The sequence below is a fragment of the Vibrio sp. Of14-4 genome, assembly GCF_022347625.1.
Classification (GTDB): Bacteria; Pseudomonadota; Gammaproteobacteria; order Enterobacterales; family Vibrionaceae; genus Vibrio; species Vibrio pristinus.
The window spans coordinates 1-21487 of the sequence record NZ_JAKRGI010000030.1 but is presented as its reverse complement, the minus strand read 5'-3'; the positions used below and the strand labels follow the sequence as shown (position 1 = coordinate 21487).

At 43.6% G+C, this 21487-nt stretch carries 18 protein-coding genes; 9 read left to right on the top strand and 9 right to left on the bottom strand.

Annotated features, from left to right (window positions below):
• Nucleotides 1-5 precede the first annotated feature (5 nt).
• The 3 genes from MHN79_RS19590 to MHN79_RS19580 form a co-directional block, all read right to left on the bottom strand.
• A complete protein-coding gene (locus tag MHN79_RS19590) occupies nt 6-773 on the bottom strand; it encodes a DNA-binding domain-containing protein (protein WP_239174528.1) in 768 nt (255 codons plus the stop codon).
• Nucleotides 770-1630, bottom strand: a complete 861-nt coding sequence (locus MHN79_RS19585) for a DUF692 domain-containing protein (protein WP_239174524.1) — start codon at nt 1628-1630, stop codon at nt 770-772. Before MHN79_RS19585 ends, MHN79_RS19590 begins: the two co-directional genes overlap by 4 nt.
• Before the next feature lie 63 nt (nt 1631-1693).
• Nucleotides 1694-1951 (bottom strand): DUF2282 domain-containing protein, encoded by a 258-nt coding sequence (locus MHN79_RS19580; RefSeq protein ID WP_114787836.1) that lies wholly within the window; start codon nt 1949-1951, stop codon nt 1694-1696.
• A 303-nt stretch (nt 1952-2254) separates the two neighbouring features.
• On the opposite strand from MHN79_RS19580, the gene uvrD reads away from it, so the two are divergent.
• Nucleotides 2255-4426 (top strand): DNA helicase II, encoded by a 2172-nt coding sequence (uvrD, locus tag MHN79_RS19575; RefSeq protein ID WP_239174522.1) that lies wholly within the window; start codon nt 2255-2257, stop codon nt 4424-4426.
• A 573-nt stretch (nt 4427-4999) separates the two neighbouring features.
• On the opposite strand, the gene ggt is transcribed toward uvrD, so the two are convergent.
• The 4 genes from ggt to rarD all read right to left on the bottom strand — a co-directional run bounded on the left by ggt (nt 5000) and on the right by rarD (nt 9430).
• The gene (gene ggt / locus MHN79_RS19570) at nt 5000-6748 is read right to left on the bottom strand and encodes a gamma-glutamyltransferase (RefSeq protein ID WP_239174518.1); all 1749 of its coding nucleotides are present in this window, start codon (nt 6746-6748) and stop codon (nt 5000-5002) included.
• 96 nt (nt 6749-6844) lie between these two features.
• Nucleotides 6845-7507, bottom strand: coding sequence for a LysE family translocator (locus tag MHN79_RS19565; protein ID WP_239174517.1), 663 nt, complete (start codon nt 7505-7507; stop codon nt 6845-6847).
• A 72-nt stretch (nt 7508-7579) separates the two neighbouring features.
• A complete protein-coding gene (locus MHN79_RS19560) occupies nt 7580-8371 on the bottom strand; it encodes an AraC family transcriptional regulator (RefSeq protein ID WP_239174516.1) in 792 nt (263 codons plus the stop codon).
• Between the two features lie 156 nt (nt 8372-8527).
• A complete protein-coding gene (gene rarD, locus MHN79_RS19555) occupies nt 8528-9430 on the bottom strand; it encodes an EamA family transporter RarD (protein WP_239174515.1) in 903 nt (300 codons plus the stop codon).
• A 172-nt stretch (nt 9431-9602) separates the two neighbouring features.
• Here rarD and recQ point away from each other — a divergent pair, with 172 nt between their 5' ends.
• From recQ to MHN79_RS19540, 3 genes are all read left to right on the top strand, one after another.
• Nucleotides 9603-11438 carry an ATP-dependent DNA helicase RecQ gene (recQ, locus tag MHN79_RS19550; RefSeq protein WP_239174513.1) on the top strand — a complete coding sequence of 612 codons (1836 nt, stop codon included), beginning with the start codon at nt 9603-9605 and terminating at the stop codon, nt 11436-11438.
• Complete coding sequence (locus tag MHN79_RS19545) at nt 11431-11745, top strand: DUF3630 family protein (RefSeq protein WP_239174511.1); 315 nt, start codon at nt 11431-11433, stop codon at nt 11743-11745. The genes recQ and MHN79_RS19545 overlap by 8 nt, the downstream gene beginning before the upstream one ends.
• Before the next feature lie 246 nt (nt 11746-11991).
• Nucleotides 11992-12663: a 7-cyano-7-deazaguanine/7-aminomethyl-7-deazaguanine transporter gene (locus MHN79_RS19540; RefSeq protein ID WP_239174509.1), complete on the top strand. Its 672-nt coding sequence runs from the start codon at nt 11992-11994 to the stop codon at nt 12661-12663.
• 49 nt (nt 12664-12712) lie between these two features.
• Here the strand turns inward: MHN79_RS19540 and gppA are convergent, their stop codons facing one another.
• Both gppA and rhlB read right to left on the bottom strand, forming a co-directional pair.
• A complete protein-coding gene (gene gppA / locus MHN79_RS19535) occupies nt 12713-14203 on the bottom strand; it encodes a guanosine-5'-triphosphate,3'-diphosphate diphosphatase (RefSeq protein WP_239174507.1) in 1491 nt (496 codons plus the stop codon).
• Between the two features lie 8 nt (nt 14204-14211).
• Entirely contained in the window at nt 14212-15513 is a 1302-nt protein-coding gene (rhlB, locus tag MHN79_RS19530) for an ATP-dependent RNA helicase RhlB (RefSeq protein WP_239174505.1), read from the bottom strand.
• A gap of 111 nt (nt 15514-15624) precedes the next feature.
• Between rhlB and trxA the strand changes: the two genes are divergently transcribed.
• From trxA to fre, 5 genes are all read left to right on the top strand, one after another.
• A complete protein-coding gene (gene trxA / locus MHN79_RS19525) occupies nt 15625-15951 on the top strand; it encodes a thioredoxin TrxA (protein WP_004741193.1) in 327 nt (108 codons plus the stop codon).
• A gap of 195 nt (nt 15952-16146) precedes the next feature.
• Entirely contained in the window at nt 16147-17406 is a 1260-nt protein-coding gene (rho, locus tag MHN79_RS19520) for a transcription termination factor Rho (protein WP_114767716.1), read from the top strand.
• A 103-nt stretch (nt 17407-17509) separates the two neighbouring features.
• Entirely contained in the window at nt 17510-18505 is a 996-nt protein-coding gene (locus MHN79_RS19515) for a hypothetical protein (RefSeq protein ID WP_239174502.1), read from the top strand.
• A gap of 82 nt (nt 18506-18587) precedes the next feature.
• Nucleotides 18588-20438 (top strand): 4-hydroxy-3-polyprenylbenzoate decarboxylase, encoded by a 1851-nt coding sequence (gene ubiD / locus MHN79_RS19510; RefSeq protein ID WP_239174500.1) that lies wholly within the window; start codon nt 18588-18590, stop codon nt 20436-20438.
• 140 nt (nt 20439-20578) lie between these two features.
• Nucleotides 20579-21292 (top strand): NAD(P)H-flavin reductase, encoded by a 714-nt coding sequence (gene fre, locus MHN79_RS19505; RefSeq protein ID WP_239174498.1) that lies wholly within the window; start codon nt 20579-20581, stop codon nt 21290-21292.
• Nucleotides 21293-21487 lie beyond the last annotated feature (195 nt).

Sequence of the window (21487 nt, the reverse complement as noted above, 5' to 3'; positions counted from 1 at the left end):
TATCCTTATTGATGTGGCGCGAGAGAAAAGCCGCAAATGAATTGATGTTCGAGCAGTGTTTCGAGGCATGCAAGGTGCGTTTCAGGGAGCTGCCCCAAGGTGTATCCGTTTGTGAGATACTCAACCAGTTCGAATGATGTGTTATTCAGTTTCACTGTCGAGCACGGGCCATCATATTGGCTCATTATGACGCCTTGCTCTGCATGATTGATATCTAGCTGTGAGAAGTCATTAGCTTCAATGGCTAAGCGCAGAGAAAAGACAGCAAAGCGTGATTGAAAGGTTAGTGCATTGGGAGATAAGTGGAGCTTGATATATTGATGCTGATCTTGTGGTAAAGTTGACAATTGATTGATAGAAAGTAAGTGCTTGCTTGGCTCGACTTTAGACAAGATTTGTTCTGATAGATCAATCTGCCATTCAAACTTAGCGACCTCTTGAATATAAGGCGCAGCTTCCATTACCCTGGGGAAGTTTTCTATGCTGCTCGCAAAGTGCTCGCCGTAGTGGCTTACATTACCCGACTTGAGCGGGCTATTGAGAATATGCTGGCGAGCCAGCTGGGTAAAGCACTCCTCTCCAACTAAGACATGAACCATGGGATAGGTTGCCTGAAGAACGTCGGTTAAACCAATAATAAAGTTATTACGATAGATTTGGATGCGTTCCTCTGCGGTAAAATGATCGCTTTTGATGTGGCACTCTTCTCCAGATGTTTGGTATTGGAGCGCACTGGCGAAGTTCTGCTGCAGATCCGCAAGCGTTAAGCTCATGACGCTTTTCTTCCTTTGAGTGTGCTAAATGGTATTAATCTTTGGCTTGCCTTTTGGCATTCTTCTAACAGCACTTCTGGCTCTGGTATATCGAGATCCCACTCAATCAGAGTATGACGTGGGCCATGATGGGATAGCCAATATTCATACAGCGACCAAACATCATCACTTACTGGTTGACTATGGGTATCAATCCATATTTCCCCATGCTCAAGGTGTTTAATGGTAAAGCCTGCCAGATGTATCTCATCAACTTTATCTGCTGGAATTGCCTCAATGTACGTTTGACAATTAAATCCATGGTTAAAAGCTGAGACATGAATATTGTTGAGATCGAGCAATAGTCTGCAGTCAGTACGCTTTTGCACTTGATTTAGAAACTCCCACTCTTCAATGGTTGAGTGGTCAAATTTGATATAACTTGATGGATTTTCAATAAGAATCGGTCGTTTTAAATATTCCTGTACATGGTTTACGTTGCGGCAGAAAACATCCAAAGCTTCTTCGGTATAAGGCAAAGGAAGAAGGTCATTAAAGTAATGTCCGCCATGATGGCTCCAGCTGAGGTGATCCGAAATAAGAAAGGGCTGGACTTCATCGATAAGTATTTTAAGCTTTTTGAGGTGTTGAGTGTTTACCGGTTCAATGCTGCCAAGGGAGAGACCTATTCCGTGGCAGCTAATCTGATAATTATCGACAAGTTGTCGAAGTTTTTTTCTAGCTGTTGAATAAGGCTCAAAATAGTTTTCACTATGAATCTCTAACCAGCTTAGGGGCGGCTTGTTGGAAATAAAATGGTCAACGTGAGGAGCGCGTAAGCCGACACCCACTTGTTTGTGATATTTATCTGTCTTCACTCATTATTCCTTTATGAGCGTCAAACCAAGGCGGCTTATCTGTGATAAAGCCGCCTTTGCTTGCTATGACGACTGCGTACTGCCGCCGACTAACCTTTCACATAGACCTTTGGGTACAACCACAAAAGCATCTTTCTGGTTATCTTCTTTTGAAGTCCCTGCGCAAGAGCTGGATTTGGTTGCACAGTCATTTTTTCCAGCTTTTGAAACGCCGTAGCACTTTTCCTTCTCAGCAGCCAAAGCAGGAGTGGTCATTACACTTGCACCAAACGCAACAAGGCTGGTGACCGCAGCTGTGACAGCAAGACTTGATTTTTTCATTCTCGTTTCCTCTGGTTTTCCATTCTCAGTGAAGACTTTAATACCTTAGCGCATAGTTCCTTGAGGTTTGGCTAAGGCTGCTTAGCACAGTATTTCATATGCCTATTCAACTAAAAGGATAGAAAAAACATCGCAAAACTTTCAAAAAAACGTCAATTAAATACAAAAAATAAATTTAACATGCCTAACCTATTGTTTTTATGTATGCGTGGGGCGGTTTTTTTGCAGCGAATATTCTAAACTCGGTCTGGTGTTTAGGTTATAATCACTTTTCATGTATAGATAACCAGTGACTGAATGCTAATGGATCCCTCTTTACTCCTCGATGGTCTAAACGATAAGCAGCGTGAAGCTGTAGCTGCTCCACTTGAAAACTTATTGGTTTTAGCGGGTGCAGGAAGTGGTAAAACACGGGTGCTCGTACATCGGATTGCTTGGCTGATGTCCGTTGAGCAGGCTTCGCCTTTTTCAATTATGTCTGTGACCTTTACCAATAAAGCAGCTGCTGAGATGCGAGGTCGTATCGAAGACTTAATGATGGGAACCACATCAGGTATGTGGAACGGCACTTTTCACGGTATTTGTCATCGTATTTTGCGTGCTCATTATCTGGATGCTGGGCTGTTGGAAGATTTTCAGATCATGGACAGTGATGATCAACAGAGACTTCTGCGACGATTGATCAAAGCACAGAATTTGGATGAGAAACAGTGGCCAGCAAGGCAAGTTGCTTGGTGGATTAACGGGAAAAAAGATGAAGGGTTACGTCCAAATCATATTGATGCGTATCGCGATCCTGTGACTCAAACTTATCTTCAACTCTATAGTACCTACCAAGAAGCGTGTGATCGCGCGGGTTTGGTGGATTTTGCCGAAATTCTACTCCGAGCTCATGAGCTGCTACGAAATAAAAAACATATTCGTGAGCATTACCAAGCCCGTTTTAAGCATATCCTTGTGGATGAGTTCCAAGATACCAATAACATCCAATACGCTTGGCTAAGAATGATGGCAGGACCAGAATCTAATGTGATGATTGTGGGGGATGATGACCAATCAATTTACGGTTGGCGCGGAGCAAAAATCGAGAATATTGAAAAGTTTACTCAAGAGTTTCCAAGTGTTAATACCATTCGCCTCGAACAAAACTATCGCTCGACCAAGACGATTCTTGAGGCTTCCAATGCGTTGATTGCCAACAATACTGAGCGTATGGGCAAAGAATTATGGACCGAAGGTTTAGCTGGCGATCCTATTTCAGTTTATTCGGCTTATAACGAATTAGATGAAGCGCGTTTTGCGGTCAATAAAATCAAAGATTGGCAGGAAAAAGGTGGCTCATTGAATGATGCGGCCATGTTATATCGTAACAACGCTCAGTCGCGTGTGTTAGAAGAAGCTTTAATTCAAGCGGGTTTACCTTATCGCATTTATGGTGGGATGCGATTTTTCGAGCGTCAGGAAATCAAGGATGCCCTGAGTTACTTGCGCTTGATAGCAAACCGCAATGATGATGCCGCATTTGAAAGAGTGGTCAATACGCCAACCCGAGGACTGGGAGACAAAACGCTCGAGACGCTGCGTTTAGCAGCTAGGGATCGCGGATGTACCATGTGGGATGCCAGCGTGGCTTTGTTAGAAGAGAAAGTGCTTGCAGGTAGAGCTGCCTCTGCTCTTGGACGTTTTGTTGAACTGATTAACGCGCTTGAAGATGATACCAGCGAGTTGCCACTTCATGCTCAGACTGACCATGTGATCAAGTATTCTGGTTTGTATGCGATGTACGAACAGGAAAAAGGTGAAAAGTCGAAAGCTCGCATTGAAAACTTAGAAGAGCTGGTCACGGCTACGCGTCAGTTTGAAAAGCCGGAAGAAGCGGAAGAGATGACTTTACTCACGGCATTTTTGACCCATGCTGCGTTGGAAGCGGGCGAAGGGCAAGCTGATGAATTTGAAGATGCAGTGCAGCTGATGACTTTGCATAGCGCCAAAGGGTTGGAGTTCCCATTGGTCTTTATGGTTGGAGTGGAAGAGGGAATGTTTCCAAGTCAGATGTCAGCCGAAGAAGCGGGTCGCTTGGAAGAGGAGCGACGCTTGTGTTATGTGGGCATGACTCGCGCGATGGAAAAGCTCTACATTACCTATGCTGAAATGCGCCGCTTGTATGGTCAAGATAAATATCATAAACCATCACGCTTTATTCGAGAGTTGCCCGAAAGTTGTTTAGATGAAGTTCGTATGAAAGCTCAGGTTAGCAGACCGGCGAGTGCGGGTCGATTTAGTACGAAAGTTGTCAAAGATAACTTTAATGAAACCGGTTTTAACCTGGGGTCGCGTGTCAAACATCCCAAGTTTGGTGAAGGGACCATTATTAATTTTGAAGGCAGTGGCCATCAAGGTCGGGTACAAGTTGCTTTTAATGGTGAAGGGATCAAATGGTTGGTGACTGCCTATGCAAAGCTAGAGCAACTTTAGGTGAAAAGAAAAACCCCGAGGGCTTTCGCCCATCGGGGTTATGGTCTTACTCGCAGCAATCCGGCTACTAAAGGTGCTCCATGCATCATTCCTTGATAGTATGCTGATGTCCTTCAGCTCAGTCCTTTCATCGCCATCCTAGCGGTGTCCATGACCTTATCCTGGTCCGCTAACTATCCTAGTTAGCTCACATCGCCTAATCCTTAAGCGGTATCCATTTCCCTTCCCTAGTAGTAACCCATCCTAGTTACTAATATGAGTCCGTTCAATGTCCAGTTTGCTTTCCTTGCCGACTACTAAACTAAGTAGCCAAATCTTCATCCTGAAGATCACCAATTCCTTGGCTGTTCCTGTTCCGTGTCAGCATCCTTCCGACAAGTGCTATATTACGATGCCAAGAATATTCCTCAAGGTTGGACTCTTTATTCGTTATTAAAATCAAGTGTTCAAAAATAAAACAAAACCTTTTCTAACAGCTAGTTATATTGCTCTAATTTTAATAAACTCATTAAAAAAGAGGTGTTTACGCACCATCTTGTAAGAAATATCTCACAAGATGGCGGGTAAATATTACTAATGACCGATTGCTGTACCCTCTCTTCTTGGATCTGCTGCCCCTTCTAATTGGCGACCATTAATAAGTATTGCGTGAAGGCCTGAGTTCAAGTTGCCAACTTTGATCTCAAATCCCATCCTTTCGAGTTCTGGCTTGAGCTCTTCTGCAGAGGTGTCTTGTTCGATATCAAGTGTGCCGAAACGGTTTAGTACATGAGCTTGATTGATAGCTTGCTGGATATCCATGCCCCACTGAGTATGAGCAATAATGGCTTGTGCCACATAGCCTATAATGCGACTTCCCCCAGGCGAGCCAATCGCCATATAGGGTTTGCCATCTTTTAATATGATGGTTGGCGCCATAGATGAACGGGGGCGCTTACCAGGCTCGAGGCGATTAGCAATTGGTTTGCCATTATTGTGGGTACGAAATGAGAAGTCAGTGAGCTCGTTGTTGAGAATAAAGCCGTTGGTCATGAGGCGTGAGCCAAATGCATTTTCAACCGATGCTGTCATGGATACGACATTACCTTCATTGTCGACAATATTGAAGTGACTGGTTGAAGGAAGCTCAATAGATTCGTCAGGACTTTGTTGACGTGCGTAACTCCACGGAGGTGAACCTGCCGAAACACTTTCTAGTGCTTTTCCTGGAGTAATCAGTTCTGCGCGCTGTTTTAAGTATTCAGAATCAACTAGGCCTTGAGTTGGCATAGGAACAAAGTCTTCATCAGCCATGTACATGCCACGATCTGCAAAAGCTAAACGCGAAGCATCAGCAATAACTTGCCAAGATTTGGCGCTTTCGGGTCCCCAAGCTTGAAGGTCAAACTCTTGTGTCATGGTTAATATTTGATTGACGGTAAGAGCGCCAGAAGCTGGTGGACCCATACCGCAAATATCATAGCTTTGGTAAGCTGAGCAAACAGGCTCTCGCTGTTTGACTTTATAGGTGTCGAAATCTTGCTGGGCGAGGACACCTGGATTGCCTTGTGCTGATTTTACTGTGTTAACGATATCTCTAGCAATTTTACCTTTATAGAAAGCATCTGCTCCGTGGTTGGCAATGCTAGATAAGGTGTTTGCATAAGCTGGGTTTTTTAAAATGGTGCCTTGTTTTTTTGCTGAGCCATCAGGGTTAAAGAAATAGGCTTTTGTGGCAGGAAAACGAGACAAACGCTTGGCATCTTTACTGATTAGGGTGGCAAGCCTAGGGCTGATAGCAAAGCCTTGTTTGGCTACCTGAATTACCGGTTCAAATAGTTGCTCCCATTTTAGCTTTCCATATTTTTGGTGGGTTTCCCACATCAATTTTACTACTCCAGGTGTGCCAACAGAGCGGCCGCCGACCACGGCATCATAAAATTGCATCGGCTGACCGTGTTCGTCCTGAAATAGCTGTGGTGTTGCGGCAAGAGGAGCGGTTTCTCGTCCGTCGTAGGTTGTCAGTTTTTTTTGTTTAGCATCCCAGTAGACAAGAAAAGCCCCACCGCCAATACCAGAAGATTGCGGTTCGACAAGTCCCAACATAAGCTGAGTGGTTATCATAGCATCGATGGCGTTGCCACCTTGCTTGAGAATATTAGCGCCAGCTTGAGTCGCAAGTGGATTTGCGGCTGTAACCATCCAGTCTTTCGCTTTGACTAATTGTTTTGTTTCTAGGCCGCTGCTTTGTTCGGGGGCAACAGAATCGGCTGCCTGATTGGCGAAAGCTGAAACCGAGGTCAATAATAGACAGGTTGTTAAAAATGGTCGTTTCCACTGCATCTTGTACTCCTTGTGAATTATGCGGTGACAGAGTGGCAGTGGAAGCGCTGAGAGTCTAAAGGTTTGTTATAAAAATGTAATATAGAATCAAATTTTTTACACTTTTAACAGTAACTCAGATATGGACTGCCAAAGAATACTAGTGCCTATGATGGTGAATATCAGCCCACACAAGCCATCAATATAAAATGCCATCGCTTTGATTTTTCCTTGCATGCGTTTGGTAGAAAGTGCCCAAGCGAGTAGTGAGAACCATACGAAAGATAGACCCCACAATATACCCAATGCAAGTCCTTTACCTGTGAGCGACATATCTGCTGGCACTAAACTTGACATCAGGCTTATGAAGAAAACGAGAGCTTTAGGGTTAAGGATATTAGTTGATAATCCTCGAGAGAAAGCTTGACGCTTATTGCTCAGCAATGTGCTGCTTTCCTGCTTAGATTGTGACTCGAGATTATTTTTTGCTTGCCAACAGCCTTTGAGAGCACAATAACCCAAATAAGCTAGGTAGCTACCCCCGACTAACTGTAAGCCAGCAAATAGTTGTGGTTGTTGGTGAACCAAGTAGCTAATTCCAGTTAGGCTCAAGATAGAGTGCAGTAGGATGCCAAATGAGAGACCTAAGGCAATATAGAGTCCGGTTTGACGGCCATAACGTGCGGCATTTTGGACCACTAAAGCAAAATCTGGCCCTGGACTCATGAGAGCAATAAAGTGCACGCTGGCAAGCGTAGTAAGAATGGTGATTTCGTTCATTGTGATGCTCATTAGTTAATCATGAGCCTATTTTGTCTTAATCAAAACAGTGAAGATTGTAAATTATTAACACTAAATCTTAGAGGGTGAAATACCATAAGACGCTTTAAAGGCTTTGCTAAAATGAGCTTGGTCATAAAAACCAATTTGATGGGCGACCTCAGTGCCACTTACTCCGTTTTTAAGCAGTTTAAAACCATATTCTAGCCTTAAACGGCTGAGCCAAGCATAAGGTGTTAAACCGACTTTAGCTTTAAAGTGACGTTGAAATTGTGTTGGGCTGAGCTCGCACAGCTGTGACAATTCTTCAAGCTTTACTGGCTGGGCTAAATTTTCCATTAAATAGTCTTTTAGTGTTGAGATTGATTGATTTCCCAGTGGTAGGGTATTTTTTTGCTGTATGGCGCCGTAGTGACGAAACAAAAGCTCAAAGCCTTCATAGGGCAGGCAATCTTTTGCTAACTGACTAAGGTTGTTTGCTCCCAAGGCTTGATGGACTCTAACCATATGTTGGAAGAGAGTGGGGTTTGAAATAATCAATTGGCTGAACTGAACCTGATCGTTTTCACTCTTTAGATCGGCGAGCTCACTAAACCATTTGGGATCGATGGAGAAAACTCTTACTTGATACCCATTACTATGGATTGAGCTTCCATCATGCAGTTCATCTGGAGGCATGATGACGACTTGCCCTTGCCCAATGGTATGATTTACCCCTTGGTAAAAGAATTTTTGTTGGCCATTGGTCACCAAGCCAATATGAAAGTCAAGATGATAGTGCCTGCGGAAAGCGAACTTTTGGTAGTTCGCATGGATCAGGCCGATTTCTTTATTTTGTGTGGTGAGGTAATTGACCTTATCCATAGCAATGTTGTGTGTAAATTTTAACCAATAATATACACAGTTTAATCATTTGTCTTGTAAATAAAGATCAGTTATCAGAGATTTTTAAGCATATCCCCGCAAGTTTAGAGATGCTTGTACTCCATTATTTCTATTATGAATGGAGTACATGCCACACTATGATTTTGGTTTTAGAGAGTGTTTTTTCGCTTTAAGCCCGTCATAACTAAAAATGACCAAAGCACTCCAGATAAATGCAAAGGTAATAGCCTTATCAATTGTAAAGGACTCACCGTAAACTAAGACTGCTAGCAAAAACATTAAGCTTGGACCTATATACTGAAAGAATCCCAAAGTAGAGAGCTTTAGACGAGTAGCTGCGCCAGTAAAGCAAAGTAGGGGGAGAGTGGTCACTATGCCTGCACAGATCAATAACATATTTAAGGTTACAGTGTTAAAGCTGGGATCCGAAGTGGCGGAGTCGGCAATCCAAAGCAGATAAATGGCTGCTGCTGGCAGCATCACTAAGGTCTCGATAAACAAACCAGTTTGAGCATCGACTTTGACTTTTTTACGCAGCAATCCATAAAATCCAAAGGTTAATGCTAGCGCGATGGCAACGATAGGGATTGAGCCAAATATGATCACTTGTATGGCTACACCGCAAGTTGCTAGAGCAACGGCAAACCACTGCATTTTTCTCAAGCGCTCGCCCAGGAATATCAATCCGAGCATGACATTGAGTAAAGGGTTGATATAGTAGCCAAGACTGGCATCTAGCATATGGTTTGAGTTCACTGCCCAAATGTAAATCAGCCAATTGACTCCAACTAACAGAGCGGTAGAAATTAATAGTAACATCTTGCTTTTTGAGCGGTAGATATCTCTTGCGCTGCGCCAGCGGCGGCCTAGGTGCAATAAAACAGTAAGTAGAATGAATGACCAAATGACGCGATGACTGAGGATTTCAAGAGCTGGAACCTGGCTTATAGCTTTAAAATAAATGGGTGCAATGCCCCACATTGTGTAAGCTGCGATGGCGAGTAGTATACCCTGTCTTGATTCTTGTTCTGTGGTCATTAATGTATTTCTTCTTATTCTATTGTTTGTCTAGTATACAAATTGGTAAATATATCATCTAGTGCTCGGCGTCTTTTTGTCTCAATAGACGGTAATTTGCGGTTTTATTCATATCCGAACACCACTACAATGTGCGCTTTGCTTTCCTCTACCTTGTCTAACTGAGGCACTCATGACTGAGACATTGTTTGCTCAACAAGCTGAACCCTCAATCACACCTGAAGCTGTCCTAGATGAAGTGTTTGGCTATAAAACATTTCGCGATGGTCAAAAAGAAGTGATCCAAGCTGTCGTGAGTGGTCAGGATTGTATCGTCATTATGCCAACTGGTGGAGGAAAGTCACTCTGCTATCAGATCCCAGCTTTAGTCTGTGAAGGGTTAACTATAGTGATTTCTCCTTTGATTTCACTAATGAAAGACCAAGTTGATCAGTTAAAAGCCAATGGCGTTCTGGCTGAGTGTATAAACTCAACAATGACGCGCGAGGAGCTAAGCAGCGTATATAGCCGTATGCAGGCGGGTCATCTAAAGCTTGTCTATGTTTCTCCAGAGCGGGTGCTGATGCGTGATTTTGTTGAGCGGCTTGAAACTCTTTCGTTGTCAATGATTGCTGTTGATGAAGCCCATTGTATATCTCAGTGGGGGCATGACTTTAGACCAGAATATGCCTCCTTGGGTCAACTAAAACAGCAATTTCCTCATGTGCCTATTATGGCGCTGACCGCCACCGCGGATGAAGCGACTCGAAGTGATATTACCCATAGATTGCAGCTTCGAGAGCCGCATGTTTATTTAGGCAGCTTCGATAGGCCCAACATTCGCTATACCTTGCTAGAGAAACATAAACCAATTTCTCAGATCATAAGATTCGTGACTGGACAAAAAAACCAGTGCGGCATTATTTATTGTGGTAGCCGCAAGAAAGTCGAAATGTTGACCGAGAAATTGTGCAACAATCATATCCGCGCTGCGAGTTATCATGCTGGGTTAGATACTGATGAACGAGCTTATGTACAAGAAGCCTTTCAGCGTGATGATATACAGATAGTGGTTGCCACTGTTGCTTTTGGTATGGGTATTAATAAGCCTAACGTTCGTTTTGTTGTCCACTTCGATATTCCACGCAATATAGAGTCCTACTATCAGGAAACGGGGCGAGCTGGTCGAGATGGTCTGCCAGCTGAAGCCATGATGTTGTATGATCCAGCGGACATGGGTTGGTTAAGACGCATGTTGGATGAAAAAGATGAAGGGCCGCAAAAGCAGGTAGAAAGTCATAAGTTAAATGCCATGGGTGCTTTCGCTGAAGCACAAATTTGTCGGCGCCAAGTCCTACTCAATTATTTCGGTCAATACAGTGATAAGCCTTGTGGCAACTGTGATATTTGCCTTGACCCACCCAAACATTTTGATGGGACTGACCAAGCACGTAAGGCAATATCTTGCGTTTATCGAGTCAACCAGAGCTTTGGGATTGGTTATGTGGTTGAAGTGCTGCGCGGCATGCAAACGAGCCGCATTAGAGAGCATGGTCATGACAAGCTATCAACTTATGGTCTTGGCCGTGAAAATAGTCATGATTACTGGGTCAGTATCTTTCGTCAGTTGATACACAAAGGGATGCTGACGCAAAATATTACTCGTAATTCAACACTTCAGTTAACTGAAGAAGCTCGCCCTCTCTTGCGAGGTGATATGAGCTTAGAGCTGGCGGTTCCTAGACTGGATACTGCCGCGAGAACGGCTAAATCAGACAAATTAATCAGTAAGAATTACGATAAGAAGTTATTTGCCAAGCTGCGCAAATTACGTAAATCGATTGCTGATGAAGATGGGCTACCACCATATGTCGTCTTTAGTGATGCAACATTAATTGATATGGCGGAAATATTACCCACTTCTTATGGTGAAATGCTGGCTGTTAGTGGAGTAGGACAGCGTAAGTTGGAGAAATACGCCGATCCATTTTTAGATTTGATTCAGGAGCATGTTTCTTACCATGGTTGATTCTACACACAGATTTGGTTTGCGGGCATATCAGCCGAAAGAAGGGCGTTTGGAACTAAAAACGCCCAGCTTTGATTTTGATAGCTTTCCTGCAATGGCAGAGCAAATGATTACGCTACTTTCTGCAACCGTAATAGAAAAGCAATGGGATGCGGACATTCACTCATGGTTAATTGACTTTGAAGGTTGCCAGCTATTACTCAAATCTGAGCATTACAGTGAAAGTGTATGGATTGAATCACTAGTGATAAAAGACAGCAAAGAAGAACTTGATTACTTGGCTAACTTATTTCGCTGTGGCTTTTAGCTAGGCACCTTGCGCGTCCATACTCGCTATTGCAGCAAAAGGTGGTTAATGTATAATCACCGGCCGCGATAATTATCAAGTTGAATATCGATAGATGTTTATTCTAGCTGTGGCGAAATTTCTTGCTTGAGATATTCGTCTAGATAATTATCAGCTTTGATTATTAACAGTATTGGTAAGAGCTCAATAACATATTGGACTCGATTTGGGTTCCCTCACCCCCAAACCAAATTAAAAAGGTATCTTATGAGTAGTTTTTCTCTCGCTCAGCAGCGTAAAGCGCTTCTTGTTTTAACCCTGTTTCATCTCGTCGTTATTGCCTCTAGTAACTATTTGGTTCAATTGCCATTTACGGTTTTTGGCTTTCATACCACTTGGGGCGCCTTCACTTTTCCCTTTATCTTTTTGGCGACTGACCTGACAGTACGTATTTTTGGTGCTCAGCTAGCACGAAAAATCATCTTTTGGGTGATGTTGCCGGCGCTCGCGGTATCTTATGGGTTGTCAGTGCTCTTTTTTGAAGGCCAATTTCAAGGCTTCTCTCATCTGAGTGAATTTAACCTATTTGTTGCACGTATCGCGATTGCAAGTTTTATGGCTTATCTGCTCGGTCAGATATTGGATGTGCATGTATTTAATCGCTTGCGGCAAATGAAGCAGTGGTGGATAGCACCGACTTGTTCAACCTTGCTCGGAAACGCTCTTGATACTATCGCTTTTTTCTCGATTGCGTTTTATCAAAGTAGCGACCCTTTTATGGCAAAACATTGGGTTGAAATAGCCTTGGTCGACTATAGTTTTAAACTCATCATTAGCTTAGGCCTGTTTGTTCCTATGTATGGTGTGCTATTGAACTATCTGGTGAAAAAAATCACCGCGGTGAACCCCAACTTTAGAGTTCTCGGCGCCAGTTCATAGTGAATTAAGAACGAAAAGCCCAAACTATCTATGCTGGGCTTTTTGGTTTTTAATCGGTTGTAATTACGAGAGGCCAGCCAAGATCACTTTGTCGGTTGGCTTCTATTTCTAGCTCCGCTGCGATGAGAGGGCTTGCTTTAAGCCAGCGAGAAGACATGATGAGTGTCAGCTCGTCCTTATCCGATGTCAGTCTGATTTTTGGTTCTAAATCAGGGTTGCGCCTGTGTGAAAGTATCACTGCCACACGAAGTAAACGGAGCACTCGTGCGGCGCTGCTAGCTGACATGGCATGCTGCGCTGGCAGAGGAGTTAGGTTTTCGCGGTAACGACGTACTATCTCACTCAAAAGCTGCTTTTGAGCGCGTGTATAGCCTGGCAGATCTAAATGTTGCAACAGATAGGCGCTGTGATCCCCGCCTTTTTTGAAATCAATGGTTAGACCGATTTCATGTAACTTAGCGGCTGCTTCTAGAATTGCAGTGCCTTGCGCTTCCGGTATCCATTTGTCTTCACATTGATGGAGCAACTTACCAGCCAAGTTAGCCACTTGATCGCCGTACGCTTTATCCAATTGGTAGCGACTTTGTACGCTGGCTATGGTGCGAGCTTGAATGTTGTCTTGCTTTAGCTCATCAACCATTTCGTATACCAGTCCTTCACGCAGTGCTCCGCCAGACAGTGTCATCGAATCTATGTTTAGCAGCTCAAAAATTGCAATTAAAATAGAAAGGCCACTTGGGAACACAAGGGCGCGCTCTAGGGTTAAGCCTTCAATTTCAAGCTCTTCTAGGTGATCGGTGAGCATGGCCTGTTTTTGTAGTCGCTTGAGCTTAGCATGGGTGATGACCTCATCCATACCTTGTGCCAGCATTATTTCCTGCAAGGCTTGCACTGTGCCTGAAGCACCGACACACACATCCCAGCCTATGCTTGTGTACTGGCTTAGTACGGGGTGTAGGGTTTTTTTGGCTGCGGCTATAGCACTTTCGAAGTTTTCAGCAGAAAGCTGTCGGTCTTTGAAGTGATTTTCTAGCCAGGTGACACAGCCCATTTTTAAGCTGTTGAGCACTTGAGCGTCAAACCCTTGGCCGATGATGAGCTCTGTACTTGCCCCGCCAATATCAACCACTAAGCGGCGTCCGCAGCCACCTGAAGTGTGCGCGACACCCTTGTAGATAGTCGCGGCTTCTTCCCTACCATCAATGACTTCTATGTCGTAGCCTAGTATTTGTTTGGCATGGCTAAGGAAGACATCTGCATTGGTCGCTGTTCTCAGTGTTGCCGTACCGACAATGCGAATATTTTGCTTATCAATGTCTTGCAGGCGTTCAGCAAAGAGACTCAGACAGTCCCACCCCCTCTGCATAGCCTCTTGGCTCAAACGACTGTTTGAGTCCAGTCCTGCAGCTAAACGTACTTTACGTTTTATTTTCGCCATGGTTTGTATGCTGCCATCAATATGACGAACAATCAGCATATGAAAACTGTTAGACCCGAGGTCAATGGCAGCATAAAGTGGGGATGACACTTCTTGTCTCATAAACGGCCTTATGAATCTTTACTGTGACGCTGACGAGAGCGGTTGTTTGAACGGCGGTTATTCGAGCGTGAACCACCAGTGTTAGTACGGCGTTGCTGTGGTCGATTAGAACGCATACGTAATGGTGCCGGCAGATCTTGAATTAGCGCCGACGCATCATATTCAGAGACTGGAATGGTATGCTCTATATACTCTTCAATCGCGGGAAGATTAATGGCGTATTCTTCACAAGCGAAGCTAATAGAATGACCACTTGCACCAGCTCTTCCTGTGCGGCCTATGCGGTGAACGTAATCTTCACAGTCGTCAGGTAGGTCATAATTGAATACGTGAGTGACTTGTGGGATGTGCAGTCCTCTGGCCGCCACATCTGTTGCGACAAGCAAATCGACTTCTCCACGAGTAAATTGCTCAAGGATCTTTTCACGTTTTTTCTGAGGTACATCGCCAGTGAGGAGCCCAACTCTGTGTCGATCGGCTGCAAGGTGTCCCCAGATTGATTCGCATTTGTGCTTGGTGTTAGCAAATACTATCGCTCGCTCAGGCCATTCTTCTTCGATCAAAGTTTGTAGAAGAGTCATCTTATCTTCGTTTGACGGATAGAAGAGTTCTTCTTGGATGCGGTGACCTGTCTTTTGCTCTGGCTCAGCAGCAAGGTGTTCAGGGTTATGCATATGCTCGAAAGCCAGCTCTTGAACTCGATAAGATAAAGTGGCAGAGAACAACATGTTTAGGCGTTGTTTGGGTTCTGGCATGCCGCGGAAAAGAAAGCGTATATCTTTAATAAAGCCCAGATCAAACATTCGATCGGCTTCATCAAGGACGACGGCTTGTATGCTTTTAAGATTAAATACGCGCTGCTTATAAAAATCGATAATTCGACCTGTGGTGCCAATAAGAACGTCAACACCTTGCTCTAGCTTTGACAATTGCTTGTCATAACTTTCGCCACCGTAAGCCAGTGCGGCTTTGATGCCAGTGCTCTCAATTAACGGCTTGGCATCATTATATATCTGGATGGCAAGCTCACGAGTCGGAGCCATTATAATGGCCCTAGGTTGTGTAATCTTTCTACCTTCATGCTCGGGTGTGTTGAGAAGGTGGTTAAAAGTAGCAGTCAGAAACGCCAGGGTTTTCCCTGTTCCAGTTTGAGCCTGTCCTGCAATGTCTTGGCCGGTGAGCAGTACCGGCAACGCCAAAGCTTGAATTGGGGTACAAAATTCGAACCCTTTTTTATTCAAACCTTCAATAACTTGGGGGTGTAAACCCAAATCGGCGAACTTTTGCTCTGTGATATGCGTCTTTTTCATAGCTATAGAATATCAGCTTAAGCTTGCAATACGAAGGTAAATACATTCCAATAGGGCATCTAAATACTGGTTATCATCCAACCAGTCCGAAAAAACACATTGGAGTGTAAGATGAGTGATAAGATTTTGCAGCTAACTGATGACGGTTTTGAGAACGATGTAATCAATGCTGCAGGCCCAGTTCTTGTTGATTTTTGGGCAGAATGGTGTGGTCCTTGTAAAATGATCGCCCCTATTTTGGACGAAATCGCAGACGAGTACGAAGGTAAACTCACTATCGGTAAATTAAATATCGACCAAAATGCAGGTACTCCACCTAAATTTGGTATCCGCGGTATACCGACCTTATTACTATTTAAGGATGGTGGTGTAGCAGCAACTAAAGTAGGTGCTTTGTCTAAAACTCAACTGAAAGAGTTTTTAGACGCGAACCTATAAGTTGTTCATGCGATGAGACCGTGCATTTTCATCGATGCGCGGTTTTGAATATCAACAAAATCTAGACTAGGCTAGTATTTAGTGCTAGATTATCGCACGTTAAATAAACTAGTTTCTCTTCTTGGTCGATCCTGTGACCGAATTCATCTTAACTAAATAACAGATCCTATTTTGACTAAACAAGCATCCACCACCATGAATCTAACAGAACTGAAGAACAGACCAGTGTCTGATCTTGTCAAGCTGGGCGAAAGCTTAGGCCTTGAAAACCTAGCTCGTTTGAGAAAACAAGATATCATCTTCGCCATTTTAAAAGCACACGCAAAAAGCGGTGAAGATATATTTGGCGACGGAGTTCTGGAAATACTTCAAGACGGCTTTGGCTTTTTGCGTAGTGCAGACAGCTCATACCTAGCCGGTCCTGATGACATTTATGTTTCTCCGAGTCAGATCCGTCGTTTTAACCTACGTACCGGTGACTCAATTGCTGGCAAGATTCGTCCACCAAAAGACGGTGAACGATACTTTGCGTTGTTAAAAGTCAATACGGTTAATGATGACAAACCAGACAACGCACGTAATAAGATCCTGTTTGAAAACTTAACCCCATTACATGCCAATGAGCGTATGGTGATGGAGCGAGGCAATGGTTCGACAGAAGATATTACCGCACGAGTTTTAGACCTTGCTTCACCGATTGGTAAAGGTCAGCGTGGCTTGATTGTTGCTCCACCAAAGGCGGGTAAAACAATGCTGCTGCAAAATATTGCACAGAGCATTGCTTATAATCATCCTGAGTGTGAGCTAATGGTACTTCTTATTGATGAACGTCCGGAAGAAGTAACTGAGATGCAGCGTTTGGTTAAAGGGGAAGTGGTTGCTTCTACCTTTGATGAGCCTGCGTCACGTCATGTTCAAGTTGCAGAAATGGTGATTGAAAAGGCGAAACGCTTAGTTGAACACAAGAAAGATGTAGTTATCTTGCTTGACTCTATTACTCGCCTAGCAAGAGCCTACAACACTGTTGTTCCTTCTTCAGGTAAGGTCCTGACTGGTGGTGTTGATGCCAACGCATTGCACCGTCCTAAGCGCTTCTTTGGTGCTGCCCGTAATGTTGAAGAGGGTGGTAGTTTAACTATTATTGCGACTGCGCTTGTAGATACAGGCTCTAAGATGGATGAAGTGATCTACGAGGAATTTAAAGGTACAGGTAATATGGAACTGCACCTAAATCGTAAGATTGCGGAGAAGCGAGTTTTCCCTGCTATTGACTTCAACCGCAGTGGTACTCGTCGTGAAGAGCTTTTGACGAAAACGGACGAGCTACAGAAAATGTGGATTTTGCGTAAAATTGTTCACCCTATGGGAGAAATCGACGCAATGGAATTCCTGATTGATAAGCTTGCAATGACCAAGACTAATGATGAATTTTTCGATGCAATGCGGCGTCAATAATAATTTGTGACTCATAACGCCATCGACATTGTCGGTGGCGTTTTTGTTTGCATTCTCGTTTGATAAGCCGCACAATGAGTAAGAATGTTAAAAGGAGGTTAACATGCAACAAGGAATGTTGTCGTCGGTTCTCCTGTGTGCATCTTTATTCATCGGAGCTCCAAGTGCATTGGCAACCGAAATGCAGCCTAAACAAGTTCATCTTCTGATTGATAGCCAACAAATCAATAGAAAGGTGGCTGATTTGCTGCAATCTGCAATTCAAGGTAAGACAGATTCATTGAGCTTTGCGTTGGAAAGAATGGCACTCCCACAACAGGAAGTTGCTAGGTATCTTTTGTTGCGGGAGATAGAAGCGCAAAATATTCCCTTAACGGCTTCAATGGCGCTGTTTGTTGAACAGCAGAAATCTATGGCTCCCACTTATCAGGTGATGGAAAGAGGGGAGGGGTATGAGTTTTCTGTTCCCGCTTTTAATTACCCTGCAATCGCAAGTCGCATTCTTAAACGGTGGAAGCAAGATACACTCGCCTTAGACTTTGTTCTCAACGCTGAGCGTGGAGAGCTGGATCTTAAGCTCTGGTTGTCAGGTAATGAATATCAGCTTCAAGCGAAAGAAGCTCTATTTTTGCGTGAGCTTGATAATTTATCTTCGAAAGCCATTGATAACCTAGCATCTCAATTAACCGATGAAGCCGTTACAAGTTGGTTACCCTCGTCAAAAATTATGGTCCGACTGGCTCAAGCCAGCAAAGACTCTGAAGTCTACAAACTACTTTGGTTAATGCGGGCTGATTTCCATAGTCAGTCGGAATTGAGCCGTTTAGCTGAAGTCGGGGATGGGTTTTCCATAGTGCAAATTATGAATGCCTCATATAACCCTAGTCTTAAAGAGCAAGCAATTAAGGAGTTGGCGCGTATTAAGCCAATGAAAGAAGAAGTTAAAGTGTTTCTGATTGACCGAATGACTTTGCATGATGAAGCCTCTATGGTTGCGACTGAACTCGCCAATCAAGGTTACTCCCCATGGCTGGAAGAACTTGCCAACGATAATCCTCAGGTGCGAAGCCACGCCATTATGAATGCTTTGTCACAATAGTATTAACCTTATTAAAAAGGGGGATGGAGATATCTCTCTTTTTGTTATACTGCCCCCAGACTAATCAACTCACAGCAGATCTATGATTTTTAGGGACTTACGCGATTTTATTGTTCACCTTGAACGGGAAGGGAAACTAAAGCGCATTTCTGAACCTGTTGATCCACATTATGAGATGACAGAAATAAGCGATCGTGTTCTACGCGCAGGTGGCCCTGCATTGTTATTCGAAAACCCAATTGGTTACGATATACCTGTGCTTACCAATCTGTTTGGTACCGCAGAGAGAGTGGCAATAGGTATGGGACGAAACGATGTGATGGACCTACGTGATGTAGGCAAGTTGCTGTCTTATCTCAAAGAGCCAGAGCCACCTAAAGGTTTTAAAGATGCATTGCGAAAGCTTCCTGTATTTAGGCAGGTGCTCAATATGCCGGTTAAAAGGATACGTAATGCAGCGTGTCAGCAGATCATTTGGCAAGCTGATGAAGTTGATCTTGATAAAATTCCAGTAATGAGTTGCTGGCCTGACGATGTCGCACCTTTGTTAACTTGGGGGCTAACTATAACCCGAGGGCCGTTTAAAAAGCGTCAAAATCTTGGTATTTATCGTCAACAAAAACTCAGTAAGAACAAAGTTATCATGCGTTGGCTTGCCCATCGTGGTGGAGCTCTTGATCTGAAAGATTGGATGGAGGCTAAGCCAGGTGAGCCTTTTCCAGTTTCTGTTGCTTTCGGTGCAGATCCCGCCACTATTCTTGGTGCGGTTACACCTGTACCAGATACCTTGTCAGAATATGCATTTGCGGGGTTGTTGCGAGGGAGCAAAACCGAGGTAGTGAGGTCTATTAGTAATGATCTCGAGGTACCAGCAAGTGCTGAAATCGTGCTCGAAGGCTACATCGATCCAAATGAGTACGCCGATGAAGGACCTTACGGAGACCATACAGGCTACTACAACGAAAAAGAAAGGCATCATGTCTTTACAGTTACTCACGTGACCATGCGTAAAGATCCTATATATCATAGTACTTATACTGGCCGCCCGCCCGATGAGCCTGCAGTCCTTGGTGTCGCACTTAATGAAGTTTTTGTGCCTATATTACAAAAACAATTCCCAGAAATAGTGGATTTCTACTTACCGCCTGAAGGCTGCTCTTATCGAATGGCTGTAGTGACAATCAAAAAGCAGTATCCAGGACATGCTAAACGAGTAATGATGGGTGTATGGTCTTTTTTACGTCAGTTTATGTATACGAAATTTGTCCTTGTTTGCGATGAAAGTGTTAATGCTCGTTGTTGGAATGATGTTGTTAGTGCAATGTGTCAGAACATGGATCCTGCGGCTGATACGTTATTGATAGAAAATACTCCGATTGACTCATTGGACTTCGCTTCTCCTATTGCTGGACTTGGCTCTAAAATGGGTTTGGATGCCACTATTAAATGGGACGCAGAAAAGATTAATCGTCAAGATATGCTATCGGCGCCAAGCGAAGTCACTGTCGAGGATATACTAGAAAAGCTACGTGAAGCTTTTCCGGAAATAATTGATATTTCTATGCCAAGTTCTGGAACAAGCGCTTTTGTAATTATTTCGATGTTGAAAGCACATGCGGGACAATCCCGGTCGTTACTAAAAAGCGTATGGGAATTTTCACAACAGAACCTTGATGCTAGATTTGTCATTCTTTGTGATGATGATGTTAATGTTCATGATTGGAATGATATCATTTGGGCCATCACTACTAGAATGGACCCTTTACGTGATGCAACTATAGTCCAAAAAAATGGTGGACAGAGCGCAAAGCTAGGGTTGGATGCAACCAAGAAGCTCTCTGGTGAAGTAACACGAGAGTGGGGGATCCCGATCAAGAAAGACCCTGATCTAGTTGAGCAGGTTGATGCTAAGTGGAGTAAGCTCGGTATATGAGACGTTAGTCGATTATTAAAGTTATATTATATCAAACTACTGAGCTAAGAAATTATAATTAATAAGAGCGGCGCTTCACTGTTGGAGAGAGGCGTCACATAACACAGAGTCTACGTCGGCAAGTAGACCAGAGGAATACCATGACAATCCAATGTATAGTGAAATCTATAGAACCCCTAGCCAGTAATACTTATCGCATTCTTTTACACCCTGAAACACCTGTGGCTTTTAAAGCCGGGCAATATTTAACTGTGGTCATGGGTGAAAAAGATAAGCGGCCATTTTCGATAGCAAGTAGTCCTTGCCGTCACCACGGTGAGCTCGAACTCCATATTGGTGCAGCTGAGCATAATGCTTACGCCATAGAAGTGGTAGGTATAATGCAAAAATCTTTGGATGACGGTTCTAAAGTGAACATTGAAGCGCCTCATGGTGATGCATGGATAAGAGAAGACAGTGATCGACCACTACTTTTAATCGCTGGTGGAACAGGTTTTAGTTACGTACGTTCTATTTTGGATCACTGTATTGCGCAAAATAGCTCTAAGAGTATCTACCTCTACTGGGGAGCTCGTGATGAATGCCAACTATACGCAATAGAAGAACTTAACGATATCGCATCTAACCACAGCAATATTCATTTTATACCAGTCGTAGAACAAGCTGATTCTAGTTGGCAAGGGAAAACAGGTAATGTTTTGGCTGCCATAGATGAAGACTTTGATTTACTAGATGATTATGACATTTATATTGCTGGCCGTTTTGAAATGGCAGGAGCTGCCCGTGAACAGTTTACCCAAAGTAAAGGAGCTAAGAGTGAACAAATGTTTGCAGATGCTTATGCGTTTATATAGTGAGCATAGCGTCTGGTGATTTGTCTAGGAATCAACCGAAAACATTTTAATGTCTATTTTAATTGAAATAAACACTTGCATAGTCACGCTAGCTCTCTATAATGCGCTCCCACTGACACGGGGTAAGGCATATGTCTGAAGCCTGTTAGTGAGGTCGAAAATAGCCGTTAAAATTAATTTTAAAAAGTGTTTGAC